Source organism: Vibrio sp. NH-UV-68, assembly GCF_042940635.1.
Taxonomy (GTDB): Bacteria; Pseudomonadota; Gammaproteobacteria; order Enterobacterales; family Vibrionaceae; genus Vibrio; species Vibrio pacinii.
Genome location: NZ_CP134975.1, coordinates 826,570 through 849,781, shown reverse-complemented (window position 1 = coordinate 849,781; position 23,212 = coordinate 826,570). Strand labels below are relative to the sequence as shown.

Genomic DNA, 23,212 nt, shown 5'->3' with positions numbered 1-23,212 from the left:
CTGTTACGTTTAAAACCAGTCTAATAAGTTAAAAAATCGGCACTCAATGTGCTGATTTTTCTTACTGATTACTAGGTAACATTGCTTTGGCTTGATTAAGGGAATGAATAACCGCTGCACGGTCGAGTTCGCTGTTTGCTGAATTAAGTATTTGCGTCCAAGTATCAATTGCCTGTTGATAACGAAAACTAATAAAGTGATCACTGGCAAGTAAAGACAGTGCCGTTAAATTATTGGGTTCAATGCGTAACGCACGATCTAAAAGCGCTTGTACGGGCGTGGTCATACGCTGTTTTTCGACATAATAGAGCGCCGTCGCCTTCGCCGCCAACTGATTCGCCGAAGGAACATCAGTTAAACGCTGAGCATAGTCAAAACAAGTCAAGGCAGAGGAAAAATCCTGCAGGTCTAGATAACCCTGACCCAATTGGAACCACAGCTCGGCTTGATTCGGGTCTTGCGTCAATTGCTGCTGAATTGATTCCATCCACTGTGCGTGTGTTGGCGGAGTATCAAGTAGTGCGCTTGGTTGTGGCTTCTGACCTTGGAACCAGAAGTAAACTGGCACCGCCAGCACTAAACTAGCGAGTAGCGTTCGTTTCATCACCATACCTAGGTTAATGTCCATCTTTAAACGATTATATCGTGTTAGGATATTGGCATCTTTGATTTAACAAAACTTTTTATTATGAAGAATAAAGTCGTTTCCTCCCCAGAAACTCAACAAGAAGCGATGAAAATTGCCAAGGCGACACAAAAGCCGGCTCAAACCAAAGAGCAAACTAAACTCATTGCCCAAGGAATCGAAAAAGGCATTGCGCTGTACAAAAAGCAGCAAAAAGAACGCGCGAGACAGACTGACAAAGCAAAGAAAAAAGCGCAAAAGAGCAAGCACGTGGTGCAGACACCTGTTGACATCAACAACGAGTCTCCTGCGGTTGCTGAACGCTCCACCAAGGCGCCGGTTCTACCTTGGATATTACTCATCACAAGTTGGATAGGATTTATCGTTTATGTTAGCCAAAGTTAATCGCCTATTTACTATCGCTATCACCATTAGTCTCGTTGGCTGCACGTCACCCTATACCAAGGTTGACCCTGACGCGACTAACGTCCATCTCAGAATGGATGCTCAATTCGATGCTAACGATTGCCAATGGTTAGGCGAAGTGACTGGCAGCGAGGGCCATTGGTACAGCTATTTGTTGTTTCCTAATGATGTGATGGTACGTGGAGCATTTAACGACATCAAAAATCAAACCCACACTCGGGGGGGCAATACCGTATTTTTGGTCCACCCACAAGATTTTGTCACTTCATTCACTGTGATGGGCAATGCGTACCTTTGCAGTACTAAGTAGAGCCGAGCGCATAAAAAAACCTAGCGATAAACGCTAGGTTTTATGCTCTGTTGCCTTGCGCTATGCGCTAAAGCCTAAACTGGCGGCGATCGCGGTTTTTCTCTCGATAACCCACTGGCTATCAAAAGGCCCCCAATCTGACAATTGATAGTAGCCATCATTATGACGTCGACCATCTTGAACAAACATCAGCTCAATACCGATTCCCGGCAAGGCCTTAATGACGTCTTGAATCGTGCGACGGGGCCAACCCGTCTGCTCGATAAGTTTTGGCACATTTGGTCTTTCTAAATTTTCAACAAGCAGTGCAAGATACAAGCGCCTCGCAAAAACAGGACTCAATTCCATTGATACCTCCTATAAATTTCTAGGGTCATTATTTCTGTTTTGCACAGCTATGTGTTGCGTTTGATCAAAAACTCTACAATCGCTATGGTTTGATAGCGATTTTTTTTACTCGTTGAAATATATACATCACACTTTTGTCTCGTTGTTCACTTCCTGCTAGGATGCAAAAAACAGAAATAAAAAGTCACTTGTAAAGGTTTCACTATGACAATCACCATGTACGGTATTCCCAACTGCGACACGATTAAGAAGGCCAAGAAATGGCTTGATGCGCAGAGCATCGACTACCAATTTCATGATTACCGCAAACAGGGTATCGACACTAAATTGGTCGAAACTTTCTGCCAACAGCTTGGGTGGGAAAACGTACTTAACAAACGCGGCACAACCTATCGCCAACTGCCACAAGAGCAAAAAGACAATCTTACCCAAGACAATGTCATCGCGCTCTTGGTTGAGCAGCCTGCAATGATCAAACGCCCGATTCTCGTATCAGGTGACGAGTACCATATTGGTTTTAAAGCGGATCAATACGCCGCTCTTTTTTCATAAATTTTTCGTAAGGATTTCAAGGATGACAGACAGCCCTACTCTGGCTCTGGCAAAAGATTTAATTAGCCGCCAATCGGTAACCCCTGAAGACGCGGGTTGCCAGCAGGTGATGATTGAGCGATTGAAAGCGCTTGGTTTTGAGATAGAAGTCATGGTGTTTGAAGATACCACCAACTTTTGGGCACGACGCGGCAGCGAATCGCCACTGTTTGCTTTTGCAGGTCACACCGATGTAGTTCCTGCTGGAAACTTAGATCATTGGCACACCGCTCCTTTTGAACCCACCATTGTCGATGGTTTTCTCTACGGACGTGGCGCCGCTGATATGAAAGGCTCATTAGCCAGTATGGTGGTTGCGGTAGAGCAGTTCATTACTGATCACCCAAATCACAAAGGTTCGATTGGCTTTTTGATCACCTCGGATGAAGAAGGTCCATTTATCAACGGCACAGTGCGTGTGGTTGAAGCATTAATGGCACGCGGTGAAAACATCGACATGTGTATTGTCGGTGAACCTTCCAGTACCGAAGTGGTTGGTGATGTTGTCAAAAATGGCCGCAGAGGTTCGATCACAGGTGATTTGACCGTGAAAGGAATTCAGGGCCATGTCGCCTATCCGCATCTGGCAAAAAATCCGGTTCACCAGTCACTGCTCGCGATACATGAACTGGCAACAACCGAGTGGGATCAAGGCAACGATTATTTCCCGCCGACCAGTTTCCAAATTCCAAACGTGCACGCTGGCACGGGGGCCTCTAACGTGATTCCGGGCGAATTTAAGGTTCAGTTCAACCTACGATTCAGCACAGAGCTCAATAACGAGACCATCATGGCGCGTATCAACGACATTTTGGCTAAGCACGATCTTGACTATGATCTGCACTGGACTTTTAATGGCGACCCATTCTTAACCGATACAGGCGCTTTGCTTGATGCCGTTGTTGGTGCAGTCGATAACGTTAACCAAACCAAACCTGCGTTGCTTACCACCGGCGGTACGTCTGACGGTCGCTTTATTGCTCGTATGGGGGGTCAAGTTGTCGAACTTGGACCTGTCAACGCGACCATCCATAAAGTGAATGAGTGCGTCAAGGTTGCCGACCTGGAGAAGCTCACTGCTATGTACCAAAAAACCCTTGAGAACTTGTTGGCGCAGTAATGACTCCAGAGCAGCTTACCGGCCAAGTCACCAGCCACTTAGTTGACACTGTGGTGGGGCAAAAAGCATTTTTGGTTCACCCTAGTGTGAGCCAAGATCTGCTGATGCTAAAACAAGCCGCAGCCGAGGCTGGCTTTACTCTTAATATCGCCAGTGGCTTTCGCGATTTTGAACGTCAAGCGACGATTTGGAATAATAAAATGGCGGGACGCAGTGTGATACTCGACAGCCACAGCCAAGCGTTAGCAAGTGACACCCTCAGTGACGAACAGAAGGTTGAGGCGATATTGCGTTGGTCAGCGCTTCCGGGAGCCAGTCGCCACCATTGGGGAACGGACTTCGACATTTTTGCTCGAGATCGTTTGCCTGAAGGCGACACACTAAAACTTGAGCCATGGGAGTACTTAACGGGCCATCAGCATGAGTTTTATCTGTGGTTACAGACCCACCTGAGTGAATTCGGGTTCTTTTTTCCCTATGCGCAAGATTTAGGTGGCGTCGCTCCCGAGCCTTGGCATATCAGCCACAAGCAGGTCAGCCAAGGTTGTTCAGAACAACTCACTTTGCCAGTTTTGCGACAAGTCCTGCAGCGCTCGCCTATTTTAGGTCAACAAGTGATATTAGCTAAGCTCGAAACGATCTACAATCAATTTATACATAATATTTACCAGTAGGTATCGTCATGATGGACTTTCTAACCAACCCTTGGGTGATTATCGCGATTGTCCTTAGTGTCGTTATCGGCAACATCGCCGCCTTAAAGTACACCGCCAATATGAAATTTGGTCGGACCGATAAAAAAACGCCATCGGCTCAAGACAACGACAAAAATCCCTCAGACCAAAACGACAAAGACCCGCAATAGTGCGAGTCTTTGTCTTTGTTATCTCGGTGTAAACCAGGAATCCATCGCGACATCTGCCTTACTTAAGGTGATCCCACGAAATATTCGACACAATTCGGCATGGTTCGCACTTAAAATAGAAGATATCGTGGACAGGCTCATCAAGTAACCAATCACCACCACATTTAGGGCACTTTCGCGCTTTTTCGGCGGCTAAATTCTGGCCACCAACCCGATATTGGTAGTAGTAAGTGGGGATCTGGCTAATGTACTCAATACGTCCACGCAAATCCCACCCTCGTTTAAAAAGTACACTGTCGACATCACAAATTTCATGCAGCGCCGCATGCTCGGCGCGACAACCGCCAGCCATCTGAATTTCATCACACGCTTGCCACTCTGTTTGCCATTTGATCACCGCCTTATGATCCCCGTTGAGCGTCGGTCCATTTCGATACAGTGGAATCGGTAATAAGGTTTCACCGCTGCGCAGCGGAGAGCAAGTATGAACATACGTGGTGTACAACACTTGCCAACTTGGCGACGTTGGCTCTGCGGCCTCTTCTGAATTGAGGTCTAGCCCAAGCAAACGCATTTTAGGTGCCAATAGACTGGCATCGGCTAAGCGGTTTAAGCACACGTTGACAAAGTCGGAGTGATAACTTGGATGAAGACTGTCTTGCTCGGGGCACACGACGCGAACAAAAAATTCACCATCGCCCATAACAATAGGAAACTCACGCCCCAAAACCTGACCGTTATAACGTAAAGCGTCCATCAAACCGTTGATCGCTTTGTCTACCGCAGAGACGGTGGTGTTATCGAAACATTCAAATTGCAGTTCAACAACGTACATTATTGCACCACGACGTCAAGTTGGTTGATAAACTGGCCGAGATTGTCCGCCAATACGTCACGCTTATCGGTACCAAGACGTTCTAACACAACGTTACCAGTTAAATTACAGATAGAGATAACATCCATCTCTGTATCTGTCGCGGCGATAAAGACCGTCGGTTTTAATTTCAAACGACGCTGAGTCACTAAGTGACCAAGAATGTTCTCTTGCAAACGAACAAAGTCCTCATCACTCCATACTTGCAGCAACGACAGTGGGTTACCTTGCCAAGTCGCTTCCATATCGGCGCTATACTGGGTGCCGTAAAAGAGTTTGATATCATCATGGAGCACGAGTTCAATCCCGTTCTCAACGTTGGTAAAATCGGCGGCAACCTCACGTTGGCAGGCTTGCCATTCGACCGCTTGATCGGTCTTTTTCTCCACACATGGAGAGACAAGATCAACCAACTCTGCGCTTTTCGGTAAGTGTCCCAAAGCATCTAAGTGTGCTTGGCGGTATTTTGCACTGAATGAGAGCAACGCTTGTAAGGCATTATCAGTCATTAGATTCTCCAACATGAGTAGTCGCTTTTAATGGCAGGATTGCGTAAAATTCTCGACATTCTAATAGAAAACGAACAAAAAGTATGAGCAAATATTCTGATGCGAAAGAGTTAACTGGCCTAACCTTGGGGCAGAAGACCGAGTATGCAAACCAATATGACCCAAGCCTGCTGCAACCTGTACCTCGTAGCCTCAACCGCGACGACCTCAATTTAGGCCAAGATCTGCCTTTCGTAGGTTGCGATATTTGGACTTTATATGAGCTATCTTGGCTAAATGACAAAGGTTTGCCACAGGTGGCGATTGGTGAAGTGTCAATTCCAGCCACCAGCGCCAACTTAATCGAATCAAAATCATTTAAGCTCTATCTCAACAGTTTTAACCAAACCCGTTTTTCAGGCTGGGATGACGTTGAAAAGAGACTGATCAAGGATCTGTCAGCCTGCGCGGGTGAAACAGTCGATGTGACCTTGCGCTCAGTTGACGACTATACCGATAGCGTGATCGTCACGATGGACGGTGACTGTATTGATGCTCAAGATATCGAAATCACCAGTTATGATTTTGATCGTAATCTATTAGCGGGCGCCGCAAGCGGTGAGTGGGTCACAGAAAGTCTTCATAGCCATCTGCTAAAATCCAACTGTCTTATCACTAACCAGCCTGATTGGGGTAGTGTTGAGATTCACTACACGGGTAAACAGCTCGATCGTGAAGCGCTACTGCGTTATATCGTCTCTTTCCGCGAACACAATGAATTCCACGAACAGTGTGTGGAACGCATCTTTACGGACATTACGCAGTTCTGCCAACCTCAATCCTTAACCGTTTATGCGCGTTATACACGTCGTGGTGGACTCGATATTAATCCATATCGCTCAAACATCAGCAGTCAGCCTAACCACAACCAACGTATGGCTCGTCAATAAGGAACACATCTCTATGGTGAAAGTACGCTGCAAGCGCATTGTTGGCGCATTGTTGTTACTGCTCGCTTGGCCATTGATGGCCAACACGATTTACGCATCAGCAAGCTTAAGTGAAGCGAACAACTTGGTTAATGTCGTACCGCATCAGGCCAAACAACTGGTCAGCGACTACCTCGAGCAGCGTACTATTTCGGATAAGACCGAGCAAAGCCCATCGGCGATGTCACGTGATGAAGCCGATAGCCGTATTCGTACTCCCGGCAGTACCATAGATGCTCTGCGCATTCTTGCTCAAGCAGAATATAACTTAGGCAACACCCTTCAAGCGTTGAAGCATTTACGTGAAGCGCACATTATCGCTGAAAGTTATCATCTTCCATATCTGTCTATTAGTGTCGATTTGCAGCAAACCGAATTAATTTGGCTTATCGATCACGACAGTGATAAAGCACGTAACAAATTGGCTCAACTAGAAAATAGTTTCTCTAGCATTGAAAACCCGCAACAATTGTTACGTGGACTCGGCTATCGGATGTTGATGTTTAAAGCGCGTATTGCATCAAAACAAGGCAACATTGCTTTGGCAGACGAGCTTTATTTACAAGCCAAAGACTATGTTGACAGTACCGATACCACTTCTATCTTTATCGACTACCACACCACGGTCGGCCAACACCTACTGGCGAACAAACAATACAACCGCGCTTTGTCTGAATTACTGATCAGTTATTGGAAGGCGATAGAGAAAGACTCCGCCAATCAACTAGCACAAGTCAACCGCCTACTCGGTCAGCTTTTTTACGAACGTAAGGTGTTAGACAAGGCCAATGACCACTACTCTCAAGCCGCCGACTACTACGATAATTATCAGGGCTCACCTGCGCTGCCACCAATACTAAAAAGTATGGGCGACATTTATTACCATCAAGGCAAATACAATCTCGCCTTGGTCCATTACTTCAATGCCATGGATCACGACCGGCTCAACAACAATATCGACAATATTATCGAATTGCATATCGCTCTTGCCTCAACTTACCTTAAGCTGGTCAACTACCCTTTGGCCGAACAATATCTAGAGCGTGCCCAAGAGCTACTCCAATTCGCCAACATTCCGCGCTTAAAGTCTTATGCGCTATTACTTGAAGCTGAGTTAGCCCAATATCAAAGCCAACCACAGCAAGCAATCGACCGAGCCAAACAAGCCCTTAACATTGCGCGTGAAGAGCAAGATGTGAGCCTCGAAAAGATGGCCTACAAGATGCTCTACTTGGGCTATGAATTAGACAACCAGTATCAACTGGCTCTTGAGAGCCTAAAGCAGTACGACTCACTAGCAACCATTGAGCAACAAGAACTCGACTTGATCAGTGAAGATGCTTTTCGTCAGCAGAAAGAGTTTGTCGAGCAAACGCTGCACTTAAATAGTCAAAGACAAGAACTTGAGCAGACACAAAGCGACCACCGTAAGTTTCAAAATATTACCTTAACGCTGTTTATCCTCAGTGCGATTTTATTTCTTTTCCTGATGAGACGCGGCCATATCATCGGCTTGCAAAATGAAGAACTCGACGCACTCAATGAAGATCTTTACACTCACTCGCGTTCAGGCTTAAAGAACTTACGCATGCTGAACGCGCGTTTGCCCGCTTCACTCGAAGAGAGTAATCACAAGTTTGAAAAATGGCATGTGGGTGAACTTATTCATGAGCCGCTCAACGATCGATTACGTTTTGTGATGATCGATATCCCTTTCTTACGCAACATGTACTTGCAACATGGCTATCAAGAAGGGCTAAAACTGGAACGTGCTTTTGGTGATTTTCTAAAAGAGCGAGTGACGCACCCGGCGCGAATCTACCACTTCTCAGATGCTAATTTGCTTTATATCGAACCGAACAGTGAACAGAACACACAACCTGAGCAAGTGTTTGAAAAAATCCAACAATGGATCTTAGAGTTTGAACCTGAGCGTCACATCAATCGAATTATTCGTATCGGCATGGCGGACTACCCATTCCTACCCAGAGCTTACACCGCGGTCAATGATAAGGAACTGATTGATGTGCTACTTATGTCGACAAGCACTGCACGCACACTCAGTATGAAAGAACATTGCAGTCAGTGGGTCTATTTACGGGCGATTGAAAACGCTCCAGCCGCCAGTTTAGCCACCGGAAATATCCGCAAAGCATGTAAACATTCGATAAATCAAGGCTTGATCAAAGTCCACTCTTCGTTCAAGAATGAGGACAGTATCAAAAAACTATTAAAAGATGAGTAAAAGCTCGGCAATCGCACTCACTAAGTCGTGACGGCCCCGATTTATTTGATATTATCGACAGATTAATAAATAGCATTAGAATCCAACTTAAGTTTATTCATGGGTGTTCTTGAGCAAGATCTTCAGTCACAGCTGCACAAGCTGAAATCTCAATTGGAACAAGTCCGATTGACACAGCGGGACACCTCGTTCAAATTTAAAAGAGAACAGAAGGTCCTTCAGCGCATCATTGCGTCGCTAAGTTGTGCCTATAAAACTGAAAACCCGCGTTTAAACGCAGGGTTAACTGAGCTCAAACAAGCTATCGAGCAACAGCAAGACGTCAGTACTCTAATTCCAAAACTAGCCGTTTTGGAGCGTTTGCTTAAACAACAAGGCTTGGCTATGGATAAACACACCGATCATCTTGACTCGCAAATAAAACACAGCGGTGAAACCTTGTTGAGGCTGACGGGTTTACCGGCCAAGGTCAAACGCGATTTACGCGATTTGCTGAGCTATTCTAATGGCCTTAAGCACCCAAAGGCTGAACAGGCCGTGCGTTTACTGAGCCTGTATGAGCGTTCTGTTAAAATTATCACTGCCAACCCTGAACACACCATCAATCAAATCGCAAATAGCTCAGACCGAGAATTACTACTGAGACTTTCTGATGAGCTTCAGCACTTAATCACTGAACTTGATTTCGAAGGTGAGTCGGGAGAGTTGTTGTCCGATATTCGTGCCAAGCTTCTGATTGGAGTTAATAGCCATGTGCTGCTTGAATTAACTCTACAAACTCTGAAACTGGTCATTGATGGCACAAATTATGAGCGTAAAACCTCAGAGCAGTTCTTAGAACAAGTCAACGCAAGCCTCTCTTCGTCTTTAAAAAGCTCAACGCAAAACGTACAGCAGTCGCACAGTTATTTTCAGCATAGACAAGAGATGAGCGGTGAACTCGCCGATCTGATTGACAGTACCCAATCAAAAGTAACGCAAGCCACATCACTAGATGGACTCAAAGCTGAAGTTAACCCTTTACTCACCCAACTGAATTCGCTTTCAGAACGTTTGAAGCACGCAGAGCAACGTGAGCAATCTCTGCTTGAACGGATGAGTTATGGCAAAAACCAACTTGAAGCCCTCTTTGAAGTAACCCAAGATTATCGCCGTCGTCTTGAAGATCAAGCGCAACGCATGTTGTTGGATCCACTGACTAAGGTTTACAACCGCGCCGCATTTGGTGACCGTTTAGAGCTAGAGTATCGACGCTGGATTCGTGCTCAGCACCCTTTACGCGTTGTGATACTGGACATTGATGGTTTTAAATCGATTAACGATAGTTTTGGTTACACTGCTGGTGACAAAGCGCTGAAGATTATTGCGCGTACGATTAAAAAAGAGCTGCAAGATACCGATACTGTGGCTCGTTTTTCTGGTGAAGAGTTTATTTTACTGCTCCCAGAGGTCAGTGATAACGATGCGTTTAATGTCATTCAAGCCATTCAAAAACAAGTGGCTAAACTGCCATTCAAGTTCCGCGATCGCCACCTCACCATTACTCTTTCGGCAGCCAGTACCGCCTTTAAAGACTCCGACACACCAGAAGAGATACTCGAACGTTTGAATTTGTGTCTCAACGAAGCTAAAACACTCGGTAACAGCCAACTGGTTTGGCGTTAAAAGCCATTATCCCACCTCGCCCACACTTTGCCTGTCTGCGTCCTCTCTGCATTGACCTATATATATCAATAATTTAACTTTATTATTTGCGATTAACTGCTAAGCTTAAGCTATCTTTGCTCGTCGAATGCTCACGTTAAGCAACTTAAAACAGTACCAATGCAAAGCGATAACAATAACGCAGAAGAATAAAAACAGTATAAAACGATAACAATAAATAATAACAGCGATGAAGCTCGATTCCGTTCATCGCCTAAGGGGTCCCCATGATTACTCATATCAGTCCAGCGGGTAGTATGGACTTACTTTCTCAACTTGAAGTTGAGCGTCTTAAGAAAACCGCTACCAGTGATCTGTATCAACTCTACCGCAACTGTACTCTCGCGGTGCTCAACTCTGGTGCGCATACTGACAACTCCAAAGAACTATTAGACAAATATCAAGATTTTGATGTCAATGTGATGCGCCGTGAACGTGGCATCAAATTAGAACTCATCAATGCCCCTGATCACGCTTTTGTCGACGGAGAGATCATCAAAGGGATCCAAGAACATCTCTTTTCGGTCCTGCGTGACATTGTCTACGTCAATATGCACCTGGCCGACAATCAGCGCCTTAACTTAACTAACCCAAGCCATATCACTAACTTGGTGTTTGGTATATTGCGCAATGCCGGTGCCCTGACGCCAAGGATTGAGCCAAATCTTGTTGTCTGTTGGGGCGGTCACTCCATTAACGCCACCGAATACCAATATACCCGTGAAGTCGGCAATGAGCTTGGGTTACGTGAAATGAACATCTGTACTGGCTGTGGACCTGGTGCAATGGAAGGGCCAATGAAAGGGGCCGCGATTGGTCACGCTAAGCAGCGCTACTATGATCAGCGTTATCTTGGCTTAACCGAACCCTCCATCATTGCTGCTGAGCCGCCCAACCCTATCGTCAATGAACTGGTGATCATGCCTGATATTGAGAAGCGACTCGAAGCGTTTGTTCGCATGGCGCACGGTATTGTCATCTTCCCTGGCGGTGCAGGTACAGCCGAAGAGCTGCTCTACATTCTCGGCATTATGATGCACCCAGAGAATGCCGAACAGCCACTCAGAATTGTTCTCACCGGACCAAAGGAAAGTGAAGAGTATTTCTTTTCGATTGACCAGTTCATTGGTGAGACACTAGGCAGTGAAGCGCAAAAACACTATCAAATTGTTATCGATGATCCTGCCAAAGTAGCGCAAATTATGAAGCAAGGTATGGTCGATGTACGCCAACACCGCAAAGACCATGGCGATGCCTACAGCTTTAGTTGGTCGCTCAATATTGAACCTGAATTCCAGATGCCATTTGAACCGACCCACGCCAATATGGCGAGCCTTGACTTGCATCTCGATCAACCACCGGAAGCGTTAGCCGCAGCGCTGCGACGCGCTTTCTCAGGTATTGTTGCAGGTAACGTAAAATCAGAGGGTATTCTAGAGATCGAACAGCATGGTCCATATCAATTAGATGGCGATCCTCGCTTAATGGCTAAGATGGACAAATTGCTCAAAGATTTTGTTGCTCAAGATAGAATGAAGCTGCCCGGCGGCACGGCATACGACCCTTGCTATAGAATCAAAACCAGCAACTAGTGGTAATCTATCACTCATCCGATACAATAAGGGCTTGATGCCCTTATTTTTTTGCTTGCTATGTCTATTCACTTGGTCATTATTGACGCTTTAAACCTGATTCGCCGAGTTCACTCAGCACAACCCGACCCGACCGATATAGCCAGAACGATCACCACGACTTCGCGCACCTTGCAACGAATTCTTAATGAGGCGCAACCGACGCATATCATCGCCGTCTTCGATCATCACCTGCAAGAGCGCGGCTGGCGAGCGGAAATCTTGCCTGAATACAAACAAAACCGTAAACCTATGCCGGAGCCACTGCTTAATGGCCTTGAAGCGATACAAGACGCCTGGTGGAAAATGGGGATTGACTCGCTGCTTTCTGAAGGTGATGAGGCTGATGATTTAGTCGCGACACTGGCCATCAAGGTGGCAGAGCATCATGAGAAAGTCACTATTATCTCGACCGACAAAGGTTATTGTCAGTTGTTGTCACCAACTTTGCAGATCCGTGACTACTTCCAGCATCGTTGGCTAGATGAACCCTTTATTGCCAAAGAGTTTGGCGTTAAACCGCATCAATTGGCTGATTACTGGGGACTCACTGGCATTAGCTCGAGTCAAGTACCTGGCGTGGCGGGAATTGGGCCTAAAGCGGCCAAAGAAATATTAACTCAGTTTAATGATATTGAGCAGGCATACGCGAGTGATGAATTAGCCGCTAAATATCGAAAAAAACTTGATCAACACATCGAGTCGGCTCGGCGATGTAAGCAAATAGCCGCCTTAAAGACCGACATAGAGCTCGGCTTTAATTTGCAAGATTTACGCTTTAATGGGCCAAATGAGTAACAAGAAGGTTTGCAGCGTTGCCAGTTGTGATCGCGTGCTTTGAGCAAGGCAGCGCTTAAGATTGTACAATGTGTAGTAGCAGCGCTCTTGTCTCCAAGAGCGCAACATTTACCGGTTTAGTGCGGCGATATGTTAGACAGACATTGAATGTGTACAGTAATTTCCTCACGGTCGTGATAAAGGTGTTTAGCTTGTAGCTTAAACTTAACCCCGTTTTCCTTAAGGAAGATTTTCAGGTTATCAATATCTTCTAGCACTTCGTCATAGCGCCCTTTCATCGGCAATTTCAGGTTAAAGATCGCTTCTTTTGCCCAACCACTAATGATCCATTCACCCATCAACTGAGCCACGCGTGACGGCTTTTCAATCATGTCACATATCAGCCAAGTGATGTTCTTACGTGCAGGTTCAAACTTAAAACCATCTTCTTGATGGTGTTTAACCTGACCCGTTTCCATCAAACTGTCGGCCATCATGCCGTTATCGACCGAGTGTACAAACATCGAACGCTTCACCAGTTGATAAGTCCAACCACCAGGACAAGCACCTAAGTCAACGCCCCACATCCCCGGCGCTAAACGTTCATCCCACTCTTCACGAGGAATAAAGACATGGAAAGCCTCTTCTAGCTTTAACGTCGAACGACTCGGCGCATCAGACGGAAATTTAAGACGCGGAATGCCCATGAAGAACTGTGAGTTATTTGTCGTCAGCGAGTAACCTATATAGCAATGTCCTGGCTCGACAAAGCACAAGTGCAGAACCGGTTTTTTCGGGCTATCTTTGGCAAACAAAATCTCTTTACCGCGAAGCGCCTGACGCATAGGTACCGTGAACTTACGACAGAACTTAAGCAGCTCTTTCGCTTCGTTAGTATCTGGGGTTTCAATGCGAAGATCGCCACAACGCGGTAAACCGTCAATATCGGCGAGCTGCTGCAAGATAGGAGAAATACGATCTTCACGAGGTAGATCATCAATTTCCACCGCAACGGCAAACATTTGGCGGGCAAAAATTAACGATTTAAAATCGATCTCTTTGACCAGTTTTTGCGCATCGCCCTCTTGATAGCACTCAAAGATAACAAAACCACTGTTCTTTTTAAGGCGAGGGAAACCAAATACTTCTAGCTGAGTGGCACGATCTTGAATTTCACCGGCACACTCTTTCTCAAAGCCACTGCGGCAGTAGAGCATTAACTGTTTCACTGTTTCACCTCTTTAATTTGCAATGCTGCGTAGACAAACAGTCCCCAACCCACCATAAAGCTCAAACCACCTAATGGCGTAATTGGCCCAAACCACTTAATGCTGGTCAACGCGAGTGCGTAGAGACTGCCGCTAAAACAAAAGACGCCGATGATAAAGCAAATTGCCGCAAGGGCGAAATATTTTTGTGACTTAGACGATAATTTTAGCTGGAGCAACAGCCCACAAAGTAAAATCGCCAGCGCATGAATTAATTGATACAACACACCAGTGTTAAACACCTCGATAAGATAGGGTGACAACAGCGTTTTTAATCCATGAGCACCAAGGGCCCCAAGAGCAACGCCTAGCCCACTTAATAGTCCGCCAATAGCGAGTAATTGCCTACTTTGCATCGCAATAAACCTCAAAAATAAACGCCGCCAATGCATCGACTGCCAGCGCGATGTTGCCAAGTTCAGTATGACCTGAGACTTTACGCGGCTTAAAGCTGTGATCACCATCGGGAATAAACGTCGCAGTCACACTTTCCGCTAGGGCAAACTCGCTAAATTCTTCGCGCTTACCAAACGTATCTCGCTCACCTTGCAAAATAAGGCAAGGTTTGCTCAGTTTAGCAAGATGAGCACCTTTGTAGTTCTCCGGCTTACCGGGCGGATGGAAGGGAAAACCGAGACAGGCCACACCAGCAACCAAGGAGTCGTCAGCAAGTAAGCTCGCCATGCGTCCCCCCATCGATTTACCACCAATAACCACAGGTTGCCCTTGAGCGACATCCTGAATCACCGCTTGGAACGCCTCAAGCAGTTTTGGCGCTCTGTCTGGTGGGCGCTTTTTGCCATCTTCAGCACGTTTGACCATATACGGAAAATTAAAACGCACCACTTGAATGCCCTTGTCGACTAAACCGGTTGCCACCGCCTGCATAAAAGCGTGATCCATACCCGCTCCAGCGCCATGGGCAAAAACAAACACCGGATTACCTGCTTGACCTTCTATCAGATAACTACTCATCAAGCAGATCCTCTTGTTCGCTTTGCGCTTTAGCAAGCATCCAATCACGGAAAGTGGCAATGCGTCCCATATCCGCTTGCTTCTCATGACACACGACGTAAAAAGCATTCTTGGATAGCAGCACTTCATCAAACGGTGCAATCAATCGTCCCGCCTCTAACTCTGGCTGAGCCAATACATTGTTGCCGAGCGCTACACCCTGACCATGCGCTGCAGCCTGCAGTACCATGGTTGAGTGACTGAAGATTGGTCCATGATTGACATTTAATCCCTCGATTCCGGTCTGTTTGGCAAACTGTTTCCAGTCTTTACGTGAGGTGTCGTGCAGCAGGGTATGTTGTTTCAAATCACTTAGAGTTTCTAATGGTTTGTTACCTAAAAGTAATGAAGGTGAACAAAGTGGGATTAAAAATTCTTGGTATAACTTATCGGCGCGCAGTCCCGGCCAATTGCCTCGCCCATAATAAATCGCCACATCAACATCATCGGTTAATGATCCCTCATCCATATCGACCGCCTTGATGCGCACATCAATATCAGGCTCTTGCTGATTAAAATCCGCCAGCCGCGGCACTAACCACTGGATAGCAAAACTAGGTGGCAAACTTATCGTTAGCGCCCCTTTTTCACTACGCTCTAGAACTTTATCAGTAGCTTCTGCTAGTGATGAAAAAATATCCTTGATATCGAGAAAGTAGCTTTGACCCTCTTCGGTTAATAACAAGGAGCGATTTCGGCGACGAAATAGCTTTAAGCCGAGAAATTCTTCTAGCGCTTTTATCTGATGACTGACCGCAGCTTGCGTCACAAACAGTTCCTCTGCTGCGCGAGTAAAGCTCAAATGGCGCGCCGCAGCTTCAAACACTTTTAAAGAGTTTAATGGAGGCAATCTTCTGGACATGGTGGCCTTCTATATATTGGATTAGTTTTTTTTATCTGAAACATTATAAAATGTCCATTGCCTGACGACCAGAGAAATTCTATATTTCACCCCGCAAAGAGAAGTCAGAACGGCTTGATTCCTTTGGGAATCAATTGACTACTCTTTGCGATGTTGTGTTTGCAAACTCGTATTTCGAGTTCGGTAGGTTTCTACCAGTTTTGTTTCAAGCAGAAACGAAACATATACTTCCTGTATTTATTTTGACCTGTCTGTCAATTTTTTTAGCACCGCCTCTATGGCGGTGTTTTTTTATGTCGCTAAGGTAATAATGCCACTTATTGCCGATCGCTAAATCCAATAACCTCACCTAGTTTTTGCAAAAAAAAAGCACAAATCGAATCAACGATTTGCGCTTTCTAATCAGATTAACGTCTTGTTTTAAGGGCGGTAAACTTTGACGTTACTAAAACCTTGTTCTTGCAGATATAGCGCCTGCAGACGACTCATTACCCCACGATCACAGTAGAGCAGGTACATTTTAGACTGGTCTAGGTCACCAAACTGAGTGCCAAGTTTGAAGAAAGGCAAGTGTTTCACTTCGACATCATCAATCACTAGTGGGTTATCGTCTTGCTCTTCAGCGCTGCGAATATCGAGCACGATGGCATCTTGTTCCACCGCTTGAACTTGCTCCACCTCTGGCGCCGCTTGCTCTGTCTCTTTAGCAATATCGCGAATATCCATCACGCGCGCATCATTGACCACTTGCTCAAGCAGAGCAAAGTCGAATTTGGCTTCTTCCGCTTCTAGTTTCGCTTTTACTGCTTTGACCGTTGGCTTTTTAGAAATGACACCACAATACTCAGGCATGGTTTTCGCAAAATCTTCAGTACCGATATCACGCGCAAGATTAATGATGTCTTCCTTGTCCCAGTTAATCAGTGGACGCAAGATTAATGCATCGGTGACACCATCGATATGACGCAAGTTGGTCAGTGTCTGGCTTGAAACTTGGCCAATCGCCTCACCCGTCACTAACGCTTGAATACCAAACTTATCTGCCACCATGCCAGCGGCGCGCATAAACATACGTTTTAGTACCACACCCATCTGACCGTCATCGACTTTTTCTAAAATTTCAGCCACGACGGGTTCAAAGTCAACCGAGATAAAACGTACCTTGGCCGATGAACCATATTTATTCCACAGGTAGTGCGAGACCTGCTTTACGCCGATTTCATGTGCTGGGCCACCAAGGTTAAAGAAACAGTAATGTACTTTTGAACCACGTTTGATGTGCAAGTAGCTAGAAACGCCAGAGTCAAAACCGCCAGAAATAAGGCTCAGTACATCTTCTTGAGTACCTAAAGGGAAACCGCCCAAACCTTTATAACGTGCGATCACTTGGTTCAGCTTTTCATTGACCACTTCAAGATTAACCGTGACATCAGGGCGACGCAGTTTAACGCTGGCGCTTTCAATCGATTGGTTAATACCACCGCCAACATAACGTTCAAGTTCAATCGAGGTAAAGTCATGCTTACCACGGCGCTTAGCACGAACAACAAAGGTTTTACCTTCGATTCGAGGACGATTTAGCTCTAACACCTGCTCAAAAATATCATGCAAGTCGGTAAATTCAGACTGCTGAACTTCCAGCACATGGTGAATGCCAGACGTGTGAGTCAAAACGTCTAGCACTTCTTGATGGTATTGAGAAGACTCTGATGTCACCTCAATGTGGTCTCGACGGTTAAAAACAGCAACAGACTCTGTACGACTCTTGATGATGTTACGGATATTACATTCAAGAATCTTTGTGAAGCGCTTACGCACAGACTCACTTTTTACAAAAATTTCTGGATGGGGCTTGACGATAAATTTCATAATTCACTTCACAAGTTAACTGTTTCGCTGATTTTGCTGCTCTAGAGAGCGTAGCAGTTAGTTTTAACACTAAGCTGCCGCTAAGGGCGCAAGATTATACATGAAGCAATGACCATAAAAAAGACGAGCGTTTAAAGCTCGTCTTAGTCTTTGGTTTGATTGACTTTTATTCAGGCTGTAATACCGGCACCTCATCACTGAGCAGCGCTTCGCCTTGCATAATGCTGATTTCAACTCGGCGATTGCGCGAGCGTTGTGCTTCGGTATCATTTGGGCCTAACGGCACCGTATCCGCCATGCCCCGAACCTGTAGCCGTTCGTGATTAAAGCCGCGTACTTTTTCCATCTCTTGCGCCACCGAGACCGCGCGCTGTGCGGACAGATCCCAGTTCGAGCGGTATAACTGCGAGTCTAGGCGCTGATTATCGGTGTGCCCTGATACTCGGACTACACCCGGAATATCTTTGACTAAATCGGCAATCTGGCGCACTAATGGGCGGAACTTAGGTTGTAAGAACGCTGAGCCTTCAGGGAACGCGCCTTTTTCACGAATACGAATATCAATTTGTTGACCAAGATTTTCCACCTCAATGGCACCTTGTTCAATTTCGCGCTCAAGCGCTTTCTTAATACTTTCAACCAGCGTTTCAAGCTCTTCAGACATCTGCGCTGCTTGCTGCTGTTGATTATCCGATTCACTATTTTGGTTGTTTTGGGTTGATGTCTCGGGCGATTGGCCCCCATTCAACGTACCTTGGTCGCGTTGGGTTCCCCCTGCGCGATCCGACTCGCCTTCATGAAATTCTAAGGTTTGCTGAGTAATATCAATCGTCTGTTGCATGATGACATCAATCGGCGTCGGCTCTGGTCTGCCCGGCCTAAACTCTTGGGCAATAATACTAGTGCCTTTGGGAATATCTTTGACCTCTAGGCGATTTTGTACACCAAAGGCAAACTTCATCGAACCGGCAATCTGCTTGAACTTAAGCACGTCCATTTCAGAAAACGACAACAAAAGAACAAAGAAACACATCAACAGAGACATCAAGTCAGCAAACGTCCCCATCCATAACGGAAGACCCGGGGGCGGACATTTGCACTCATTTTCTTCTTCCATTGTCATTTCCCTACTCGTTATCTACGTCAAGTGCGCGCTTACCTTCATTGAGATAATTTTTCAGATAGCTGTCAATGACACGCGGGTTTTGACCATCTTGAATAGCAAGCACACCATCCATAATCAAACGACGATTGAGTTTTTCTTGTTCACGGCGTAGTGACAGTTTGTCAGCAATGGGGAAAAACACCATGTTAGACAAAATCGCACCATACAAGGTTGTCAAAAGAGCCACCGCCATGGCCGGGCCGATAGCCTTAGGGTCATCCATGTTAGATAGCATGGCGACAAGACCGACCAAAGTACCAATCATTCCCATTGCGGGGGCAACGTCACCAAACGCACGAAACACTGCACCACCAAACTCGTGACGCTCATCGGTCAGGGCGATATCTTTTTGTAGCGCAGCGCGCACGACGTCCGCGTCATGACCATCCACCAGCAAATCGATACCTTTTTGCATAAAACTGTTGGTGATTTCCATCTCTTCTAGCGCTAAAAAACCCCCTTTACGGGCGGCATCGGCCATTTCAACAACTTTAGCGATCAAATCCTCTGGCTCGTCAGACTTGAACATGAAGGCTTTTCCCGCGATCTTTGCGGCGCCAAAAAATTGCCCAATTGTGAACTTCATCAGCACCACGAATGTCGAGCCGCCAACCACGATAAGAATCGACGTGACGTCGACAAACATCATGATGCTTCCGCCAAGTATCATCGCCATGACAACGAAAGCCAATCCGCCAATCAGTCCCAGCAGCGTCGCTAAATCCACAAAGCACTCCTCATGCTATCTATAAGCTTCTATCAAATTATATCGGCAACATCTTCAGATCTTTAGTCTTTTATTGATACCGCTTTCACATAACTATAGATGTTTGGCACGTAACACATAACTAGACTTTAGCGTTATCACTTACCGACACACAACCATAGACCGCTTTATCTCGATTTTTCTAACAAATTTACTCGGTTAAATTTGACCATCATTATCGGCTAAGGTAACTTTCGTCCATCTTTGTCAAAGTAGAACCGTTATGGCGAGCAAGAAACCAGAAAACATGACTTTCGAGGCAACCATTGAAGAACTCGATGTGATTGTCGAAAACCTTGAAAATGGTGATTTAGCACTAGACGACGCCCTAAAGAAATTTGAGCGTGGTATTACCCTCGCACGTGCAGGTCAGGCTAAACTCAATGATGCCGAGCAACGCGTCAGCATCCTACTTCAAAATGATGACAACTCTGCTCTCAGCGACTTTGATACCACGACGGATTAATTAATTATACCTATGGCTGTTATGCATGAGGCCTTGTCCTCACTTCAACAACGAAATAATGCTCAATTAGAACTGTGGTTACAGTCTCTACCTCATCAGAACCTGCCTCTGATCGAGGCGATGCGTTACGGTTTGCTACTCGGTGGCAAACGTGCACGTCCATTCTTGGTGTACATTACTGGCCAAATGCTCGGTTGTGAACTCGAAGAGCTCGACACTCCTGCCAGTGCAGTAGAGTGTATTCATGCTTATTCTTTGATTCATGACGACCTGCCAGCCATGGACGACGACGAGTTACGTCGTGGTCAACCAACATGCCACATTAAGTTTGATGAAGCGACCGCGATTCTTACTGGTGATGCACTGCAAACTCTAGCATTTACTATTTTAGCTGACGGGCCATTGAACCCACGAGCAGAAATTAACCGTATAAAAATGGTAAAAGTGCTCGCACAAGCGTCAGGTGCCAATGGGATGTGTATGGGTCAAGCTCTCGATCTTGCTGCAGAAAACAGACAAGTCACCTTAGATGAACTCAAAGAAATTCATCGCAATAAAACGGGTGCTCTGATCAAGGCCGCCATACGTTTGGGAGCCCTTGCCGCAGGTAGCAAAGGGGTGGAGGTGATGCCTCACCTAGACAAGTATGCTGACGCCATTGGCCTTGCATTTCAGGTTCAAGATGACATTCTGGACATCATTAGTGACACCGAAACCTTAGGCAAGCCGCAAGGTTCTGACCAACAAGCCAATAAAAGCACCTATCCAGCACTACTCGGATTAGACGGCGCTATTAACAAAGCTCACACTCTGTTAAATGAAGCACTTCAAGCATTGCAAGCAATCCCATACAATACAGAGTTACTCGAAGAGTTCGCCCGATATGTCATCGAGCGCAAGAACTAACACAATAAGCGCGCAAAAATATGACTCTTGATATTTCAAAGTACCCAACACTGGCTCTCGCAGACACCCCTGAGGAGCTGCGTAGTCTCCCAAGAGAGATACTGCCGAAACTGTGTGATGAGTTACGCACCTATTTACTCAATTCAGTTAGCCAGTCGAGTGGTCACCTAGCCTCTGGATTGGGCACTGTTGAGCTGACTGTTGCTCTACACTACGTCTATAACACACCCTTTGATCAGTTGGTGTGGGATGTTGGCCACCAAGCGTACCCACATAAAATTTTAACTGGTCGTCGCGATCAAATGCCAACCATTCGCCAAAAAGGCGGACTGCACCCTTTTCCTTGGCGTGGCGAGAGTGAATACGACACCTTATCGGTCGGCCATTCATCAACCTCAATCAGTGCCGCACTTGGAATGGCGATTAGTGCCGCACAAGAAGCGCAAGATCGTAAAGTGGTCAGTGTCATCGGCGATGGCGCGATAACCGCAGGGATGGCGTTTGAAGCGATGAACCACGCTGGTGATGTCCATCCTGATATGCTGGTGATTTTGAACGACAATGAAATGTCGATATCAGAGAACGTTGGCGCGCTAAACAACCACCTTGCTCAATTGCTTTCAGGCAATCTATACACCTCTATTCGTGAAGGTGGCAAGAAAGTACTTTCAGGCGTTCCGCCGATTAAAGAATTAGTTCGTCGCACCGAAGAGCATCTAAAAGGGATGGTGGTTCCAGGGACATTATTTGAAGAACTCGGCTTTAACTATATCGGTCCTGTGGATGGCCATGATGTCAATGAGTTGGTAAAAACGCTCAAAAACATGCGTGAGTTGAAAGGCCCACAGTTTTTGCACATCATGACCAAGAAAGGCAAAGGCTACGAGCCAGCCGAAAAAGATCCGATTGGTTATCATGGCGTGCCAAAATTCGATCCAAGCCATAATTCGCTACCAAAAAGCAGCGGCGGCAAACCAAGCTTCTCCAAAATCTTCGGTGACTTCTTATGTGATATGGCCGCGCAAGATCCGAAGTTAATGGCGATTACGCCAGCGATGCGCGAAGGCTCTGGGATGGTGCGTTTTTCTAAAGAATACCCACAGCAATACTTCGATGTGGCGATTGCTGAGCAGCATGCGGTAACACTGGCGGCGGGAATGGCCATCTCCGGTAACCACCCCATTGTGGCGATTTATTCGACCTTCTTACAGCGTGGCTACGATCAGTTAATTCACGATGTGGCGATCATGAATCTGCCAGTGATGTTCGCCATTGATCGCGCCGGACTGGTCGGTGCCGATGGTCAAACCCACCAAGGGGCGTTTGACCTGAGCTTTATGCGCTGTATTCCGAATATGATGATCATGGCGCCAAGCGACGAAAATGAGTGTCGCCAAATGCTCTATACCGGTCACATACATAATGGTCCAAGCGCCGTTCGTTATCCTCGTGGTAATGGCATGGGTACCGATATTCAAGCTGAATTTACCGCCCTCGAAATCGGCAAAGGCCGCTTGGTTCGTCAAGGCGAAAAAGTCGCAATTTTAAGTTTTGGTACCTTCTTAGCGAACGCGCTTGAGGCTGCAGAGTCCCTCAATGCGACGGTCGCTGACATGCGTTTTGTTAAGCCGCTCGATGAAGCCTTAATCAAACAACTTGTCGCAGAGCATGACGTTATTGTCACGCTAGAAGAAAATGCTATTGCGGGTGGCGCGGGAGCTGGGATTATTGAATTTATGATGCAAGAAAAACAGGTTAAACCTGTCCTCACTTTAGGGCTGCCTGACAAGTTCATTGCTCAAGGTACACAAGAGGAACTGCATCAAGAACTCGGTTTAGACGCCAAAGGAATCGAAGCAGCGATTCGTCAGTACCTTAAAAAATAGCCTCAGTGTCAATGCTA

25 protein-coding genes are annotated in these 23,212 nt (G+C 46.2%); 14 read left to right on the top strand and 11 right to left on the bottom strand.

What is annotated here, in order from left to right; all coding sequences use genetic code 11:
• Nucleotides 1-61 precede the first annotated feature (61 nt).
• Nucleotides 62-604 (bottom strand): nitrite reductase, encoded by a 543-nt coding sequence (locus ViNHUV68_RS04020; protein ID WP_038177257.1) that lies wholly within the window; start codon nt 602-604, stop codon nt 62-64.
• Between the two features lie 84 nt (nt 605-688).
• On the opposite strand from ViNHUV68_RS04020, the gene ViNHUV68_RS04015 reads away from it, so the two are divergent.
• Together ViNHUV68_RS04015 and ViNHUV68_RS04010 are read left to right on the top strand one after the other, a co-directional pair.
• Complete coding sequence (locus tag ViNHUV68_RS04015) at nt 689-1,030, top strand: DUF2956 family protein (protein WP_391089449.1); 342 nt, start codon at nt 689-691, stop codon at nt 1,028-1,030.
• Complete coding sequence (locus ViNHUV68_RS04010; RefSeq protein ID WP_391089447.1) at nt 1,014-1,361, top strand: DUF4156 domain-containing protein; 348 nt, start codon at nt 1,014-1,016, stop codon at nt 1,359-1,361. The genes ViNHUV68_RS04015 and ViNHUV68_RS04010 overlap by 17 nt, the downstream gene beginning before the upstream one ends.
• Before the next feature lie 60 nt (nt 1,362-1,421).
• On the opposite strand, the gene ViNHUV68_RS04005 is transcribed toward ViNHUV68_RS04010, so the two are convergent.
• Nucleotides 1,422-1,709 carry a helix-turn-helix domain-containing protein gene (locus tag ViNHUV68_RS04005; protein WP_038177123.1) on the bottom strand — a complete coding sequence of 96 codons (288 nt, stop codon included), beginning with the start codon at nt 1,707-1,709 and terminating at the stop codon, nt 1,422-1,424.
• Between the two features lie 204 nt (nt 1,710-1,913).
• Here ViNHUV68_RS04005 and ViNHUV68_RS04000 point away from each other — a divergent pair, with 204 nt between their 5' ends.
• From ViNHUV68_RS04000 to ViNHUV68_RS03985, 4 genes are read left to right on the top strand one after another with little or no spacing between them, the layout of a single operon-like run.
• Complete coding sequence (locus tag ViNHUV68_RS04000; protein ID WP_391089445.1) at nt 1,914-2,261, top strand: ArsC family reductase; 348 nt, start codon at nt 1,914-1,916, stop codon at nt 2,259-2,261.
• A 22-nt stretch (nt 2,262-2,283) separates the two neighbouring features.
• A complete protein-coding gene (gene dapE, locus ViNHUV68_RS03995; RefSeq protein ID WP_391089443.1) occupies nt 2,284-3,420 on the top strand; it encodes a succinyl-diaminopimelate desuccinylase in 1,137 nt (378 codons plus the stop codon).
• Nucleotides 3,420-4,094 (top strand): D-alanyl-D-alanine carboxypeptidase family protein, encoded by a 675-nt coding sequence (locus ViNHUV68_RS03990; RefSeq protein WP_391089441.1) that lies wholly within the window; start codon nt 3,420-3,422, stop codon nt 4,092-4,094. Before dapE ends, ViNHUV68_RS03990 begins: the two co-directional genes overlap by 1 nt.
• 11 nt (nt 4,095-4,105) lie before the next feature.
• Nucleotides 4,106-4,285 carry a DUF2897 family protein gene (locus ViNHUV68_RS03985; RefSeq protein WP_038177132.1) on the top strand — a complete coding sequence of 60 codons (180 nt, stop codon included), beginning with the start codon at nt 4,106-4,108 and terminating at the stop codon, nt 4,283-4,285.
• A gap of 58 nt (nt 4,286-4,343) precedes the next feature.
• Here the strand turns inward: ViNHUV68_RS03985 and ViNHUV68_RS03980 are convergent, their stop codons facing one another.
• Together ViNHUV68_RS03980 and syd are read right to left on the bottom strand one after the other, a co-directional pair.
• On the bottom strand, nt 4,344-5,120 hold the full coding sequence (locus tag ViNHUV68_RS03980; protein WP_391089439.1) for a DUF2310 family Zn-ribbon-containing protein: 777 nt from the start codon (nt 5,118-5,120) through the stop codon (nt 4,344-4,346).
• The gene (gene syd, locus ViNHUV68_RS03975; RefSeq protein WP_038177137.1) at nt 5,120-5,668 is read right to left on the bottom strand and encodes a SecY-interacting protein; all 549 of its coding nucleotides are present in this window, start codon (nt 5,666-5,668) and stop codon (nt 5,120-5,122) included. The genes ViNHUV68_RS03980 and syd overlap by 1 nt, the downstream gene beginning before the upstream one ends.
• An 83-nt stretch (nt 5,669-5,751) precedes the next feature.
• On the opposite strand from syd, the gene queF reads away from it, so the two are divergent.
• The 5 genes from queF (at nt 5,752) to xni (ending at nt 13,014) form a co-directional block, all read left to right on the top strand.
• Entirely contained in the window at nt 5,752-6,597 is an 846-nt protein-coding gene (queF, locus tag ViNHUV68_RS03970) for an NADPH-dependent 7-cyano-7-deazaguanine reductase QueF (RefSeq protein ID WP_038177140.1), read from the top strand.
• Between the two features lie 13 nt (nt 6,598-6,610).
• A complete protein-coding gene (locus tag ViNHUV68_RS03965) occupies nt 6,611-8,881 on the top strand; it encodes a tetratricopeptide repeat protein (RefSeq protein ID WP_391089436.1) in 2,271 nt (756 codons plus the stop codon).
• A 99-nt stretch (nt 8,882-8,980) separates the two neighbouring features.
• A complete protein-coding gene (locus tag ViNHUV68_RS03960; RefSeq protein WP_038177144.1) occupies nt 8,981-10,546 on the top strand; it encodes a GGDEF domain-containing protein in 1,566 nt (521 codons plus the stop codon).
• Nucleotides 10,547-10,812: 266 nt separating this feature from the next.
• Nucleotides 10,813-12,177, top strand: a complete 1,365-nt coding sequence (gene ppnN, locus ViNHUV68_RS03955) for a nucleotide 5'-monophosphate nucleosidase PpnN (RefSeq protein WP_038177145.1) — start codon at nt 10,813-10,815, stop codon at nt 12,175-12,177.
• A 60-nt stretch (nt 12,178-12,237) separates the two neighbouring features.
• The gene (gene xni, locus ViNHUV68_RS03950; RefSeq protein ID WP_391089434.1) at nt 12,238-13,014 is read left to right on the top strand and encodes a flap endonuclease Xni; all 777 of its coding nucleotides are present in this window, start codon (nt 12,238-12,240) and stop codon (nt 13,012-13,014) included.
• A 116-nt stretch (nt 13,015-13,130) separates the two neighbouring features.
• Here the strand turns inward: xni and rlmM are convergent, their stop codons facing one another.
• The 7 genes from rlmM to pomA all read right to left on the bottom strand — a co-directional run bounded on the left by rlmM (nt 13,131) and on the right by pomA (nt 19,898).
• Nucleotides 13,131-14,222: a 23S rRNA (cytidine(2498)-2'-O)-methyltransferase RlmM gene (rlmM, locus tag ViNHUV68_RS03945; protein ID WP_038177148.1), complete on the bottom strand. Its 1,092-nt coding sequence runs from the start codon at nt 14,220-14,222 to the stop codon at nt 13,131-13,133.
• Nucleotides 14,219-14,617 carry a DUF423 domain-containing protein gene (locus tag ViNHUV68_RS03940; protein ID WP_038177149.1) on the bottom strand — a complete coding sequence of 133 codons (399 nt, stop codon included), beginning with the start codon at nt 14,615-14,617 and terminating at the stop codon, nt 14,219-14,221. The genes rlmM and ViNHUV68_RS03940 overlap by 4 nt, the downstream gene beginning before the upstream one ends.
• A complete protein-coding gene (locus tag ViNHUV68_RS03935; protein ID WP_391089431.1) occupies nt 14,607-15,236 on the bottom strand; it encodes an alpha/beta fold hydrolase in 630 nt (209 codons plus the stop codon). Before ViNHUV68_RS03935 ends, ViNHUV68_RS03940 begins: the two co-directional genes overlap by 11 nt.
• Complete coding sequence (locus ViNHUV68_RS03930) at nt 15,229-16,137, bottom strand: transcriptional regulator GcvA (RefSeq protein WP_038177152.1); 909 nt, start codon at nt 16,135-16,137, stop codon at nt 15,229-15,231. The genes ViNHUV68_RS03935 and ViNHUV68_RS03930 overlap by 8 nt, the downstream gene beginning before the upstream one ends.
• A gap of 420 nt (nt 16,138-16,557) precedes the next feature.
• Nucleotides 16,558-18,006 (bottom strand): tRNA uracil 4-sulfurtransferase ThiI, encoded by a 1,449-nt coding sequence (thiI, locus tag ViNHUV68_RS03925; RefSeq protein ID WP_038177153.1) that lies wholly within the window; start codon nt 18,004-18,006, stop codon nt 16,558-16,560.
• Nucleotides 18,007-18,172: 166 nt separating this feature from the next.
• Nucleotides 18,173-19,123 carry a flagellar motor protein MotB gene (locus ViNHUV68_RS03920; RefSeq protein ID WP_038177155.1) on the bottom strand — a complete coding sequence of 317 codons (951 nt, stop codon included), beginning with the start codon at nt 19,121-19,123 and terminating at the stop codon, nt 18,173-18,175.
• Nucleotides 19,124-19,133: 10 nt separating this feature from the next.
• Nucleotides 19,134-19,898 (bottom strand): flagellar motor protein PomA, encoded by a 765-nt coding sequence (pomA, locus tag ViNHUV68_RS03915; protein ID WP_038177156.1) that lies wholly within the window; start codon nt 19,896-19,898, stop codon nt 19,134-19,136.
• Nucleotides 19,899-20,160: 262 nt separating this feature from the next.
• On the opposite strand from pomA, the gene xseB reads away from it, so the two are divergent.
• Genes xseB through dxs form a run of 3 tightly spaced genes read left to right on the top strand, consistent with a single transcriptional unit; the run spans nt 20,161 to nt 23,195 of the window.
• Nucleotides 20,161-20,403, top strand: a complete 243-nt coding sequence (gene xseB, locus ViNHUV68_RS03910; protein ID WP_038177157.1) for an exodeoxyribonuclease VII small subunit — start codon at nt 20,161-20,163, stop codon at nt 20,401-20,403.
• Nucleotides 20,404-20,424: 21 nt separating this feature from the next.
• On the top strand, nt 20,425-21,309 hold the full coding sequence (gene ispA / locus ViNHUV68_RS03905; protein WP_038177258.1) for a (2E,6E)-farnesyl diphosphate synthase: 885 nt from the start codon (nt 20,425-20,427) through the stop codon (nt 21,307-21,309).
• 20 nt (nt 21,310-21,329) lie between these two features.
• On the top strand, nt 21,330-23,195 hold the full coding sequence (gene dxs, locus ViNHUV68_RS03900; RefSeq protein ID WP_391089426.1) for a 1-deoxy-D-xylulose-5-phosphate synthase: 1,866 nt from the start codon (nt 21,330-21,332) through the stop codon (nt 23,193-23,195).
• The last annotated feature ends 17 nt before the right edge of the window (nt 23,196-23,212 follow it).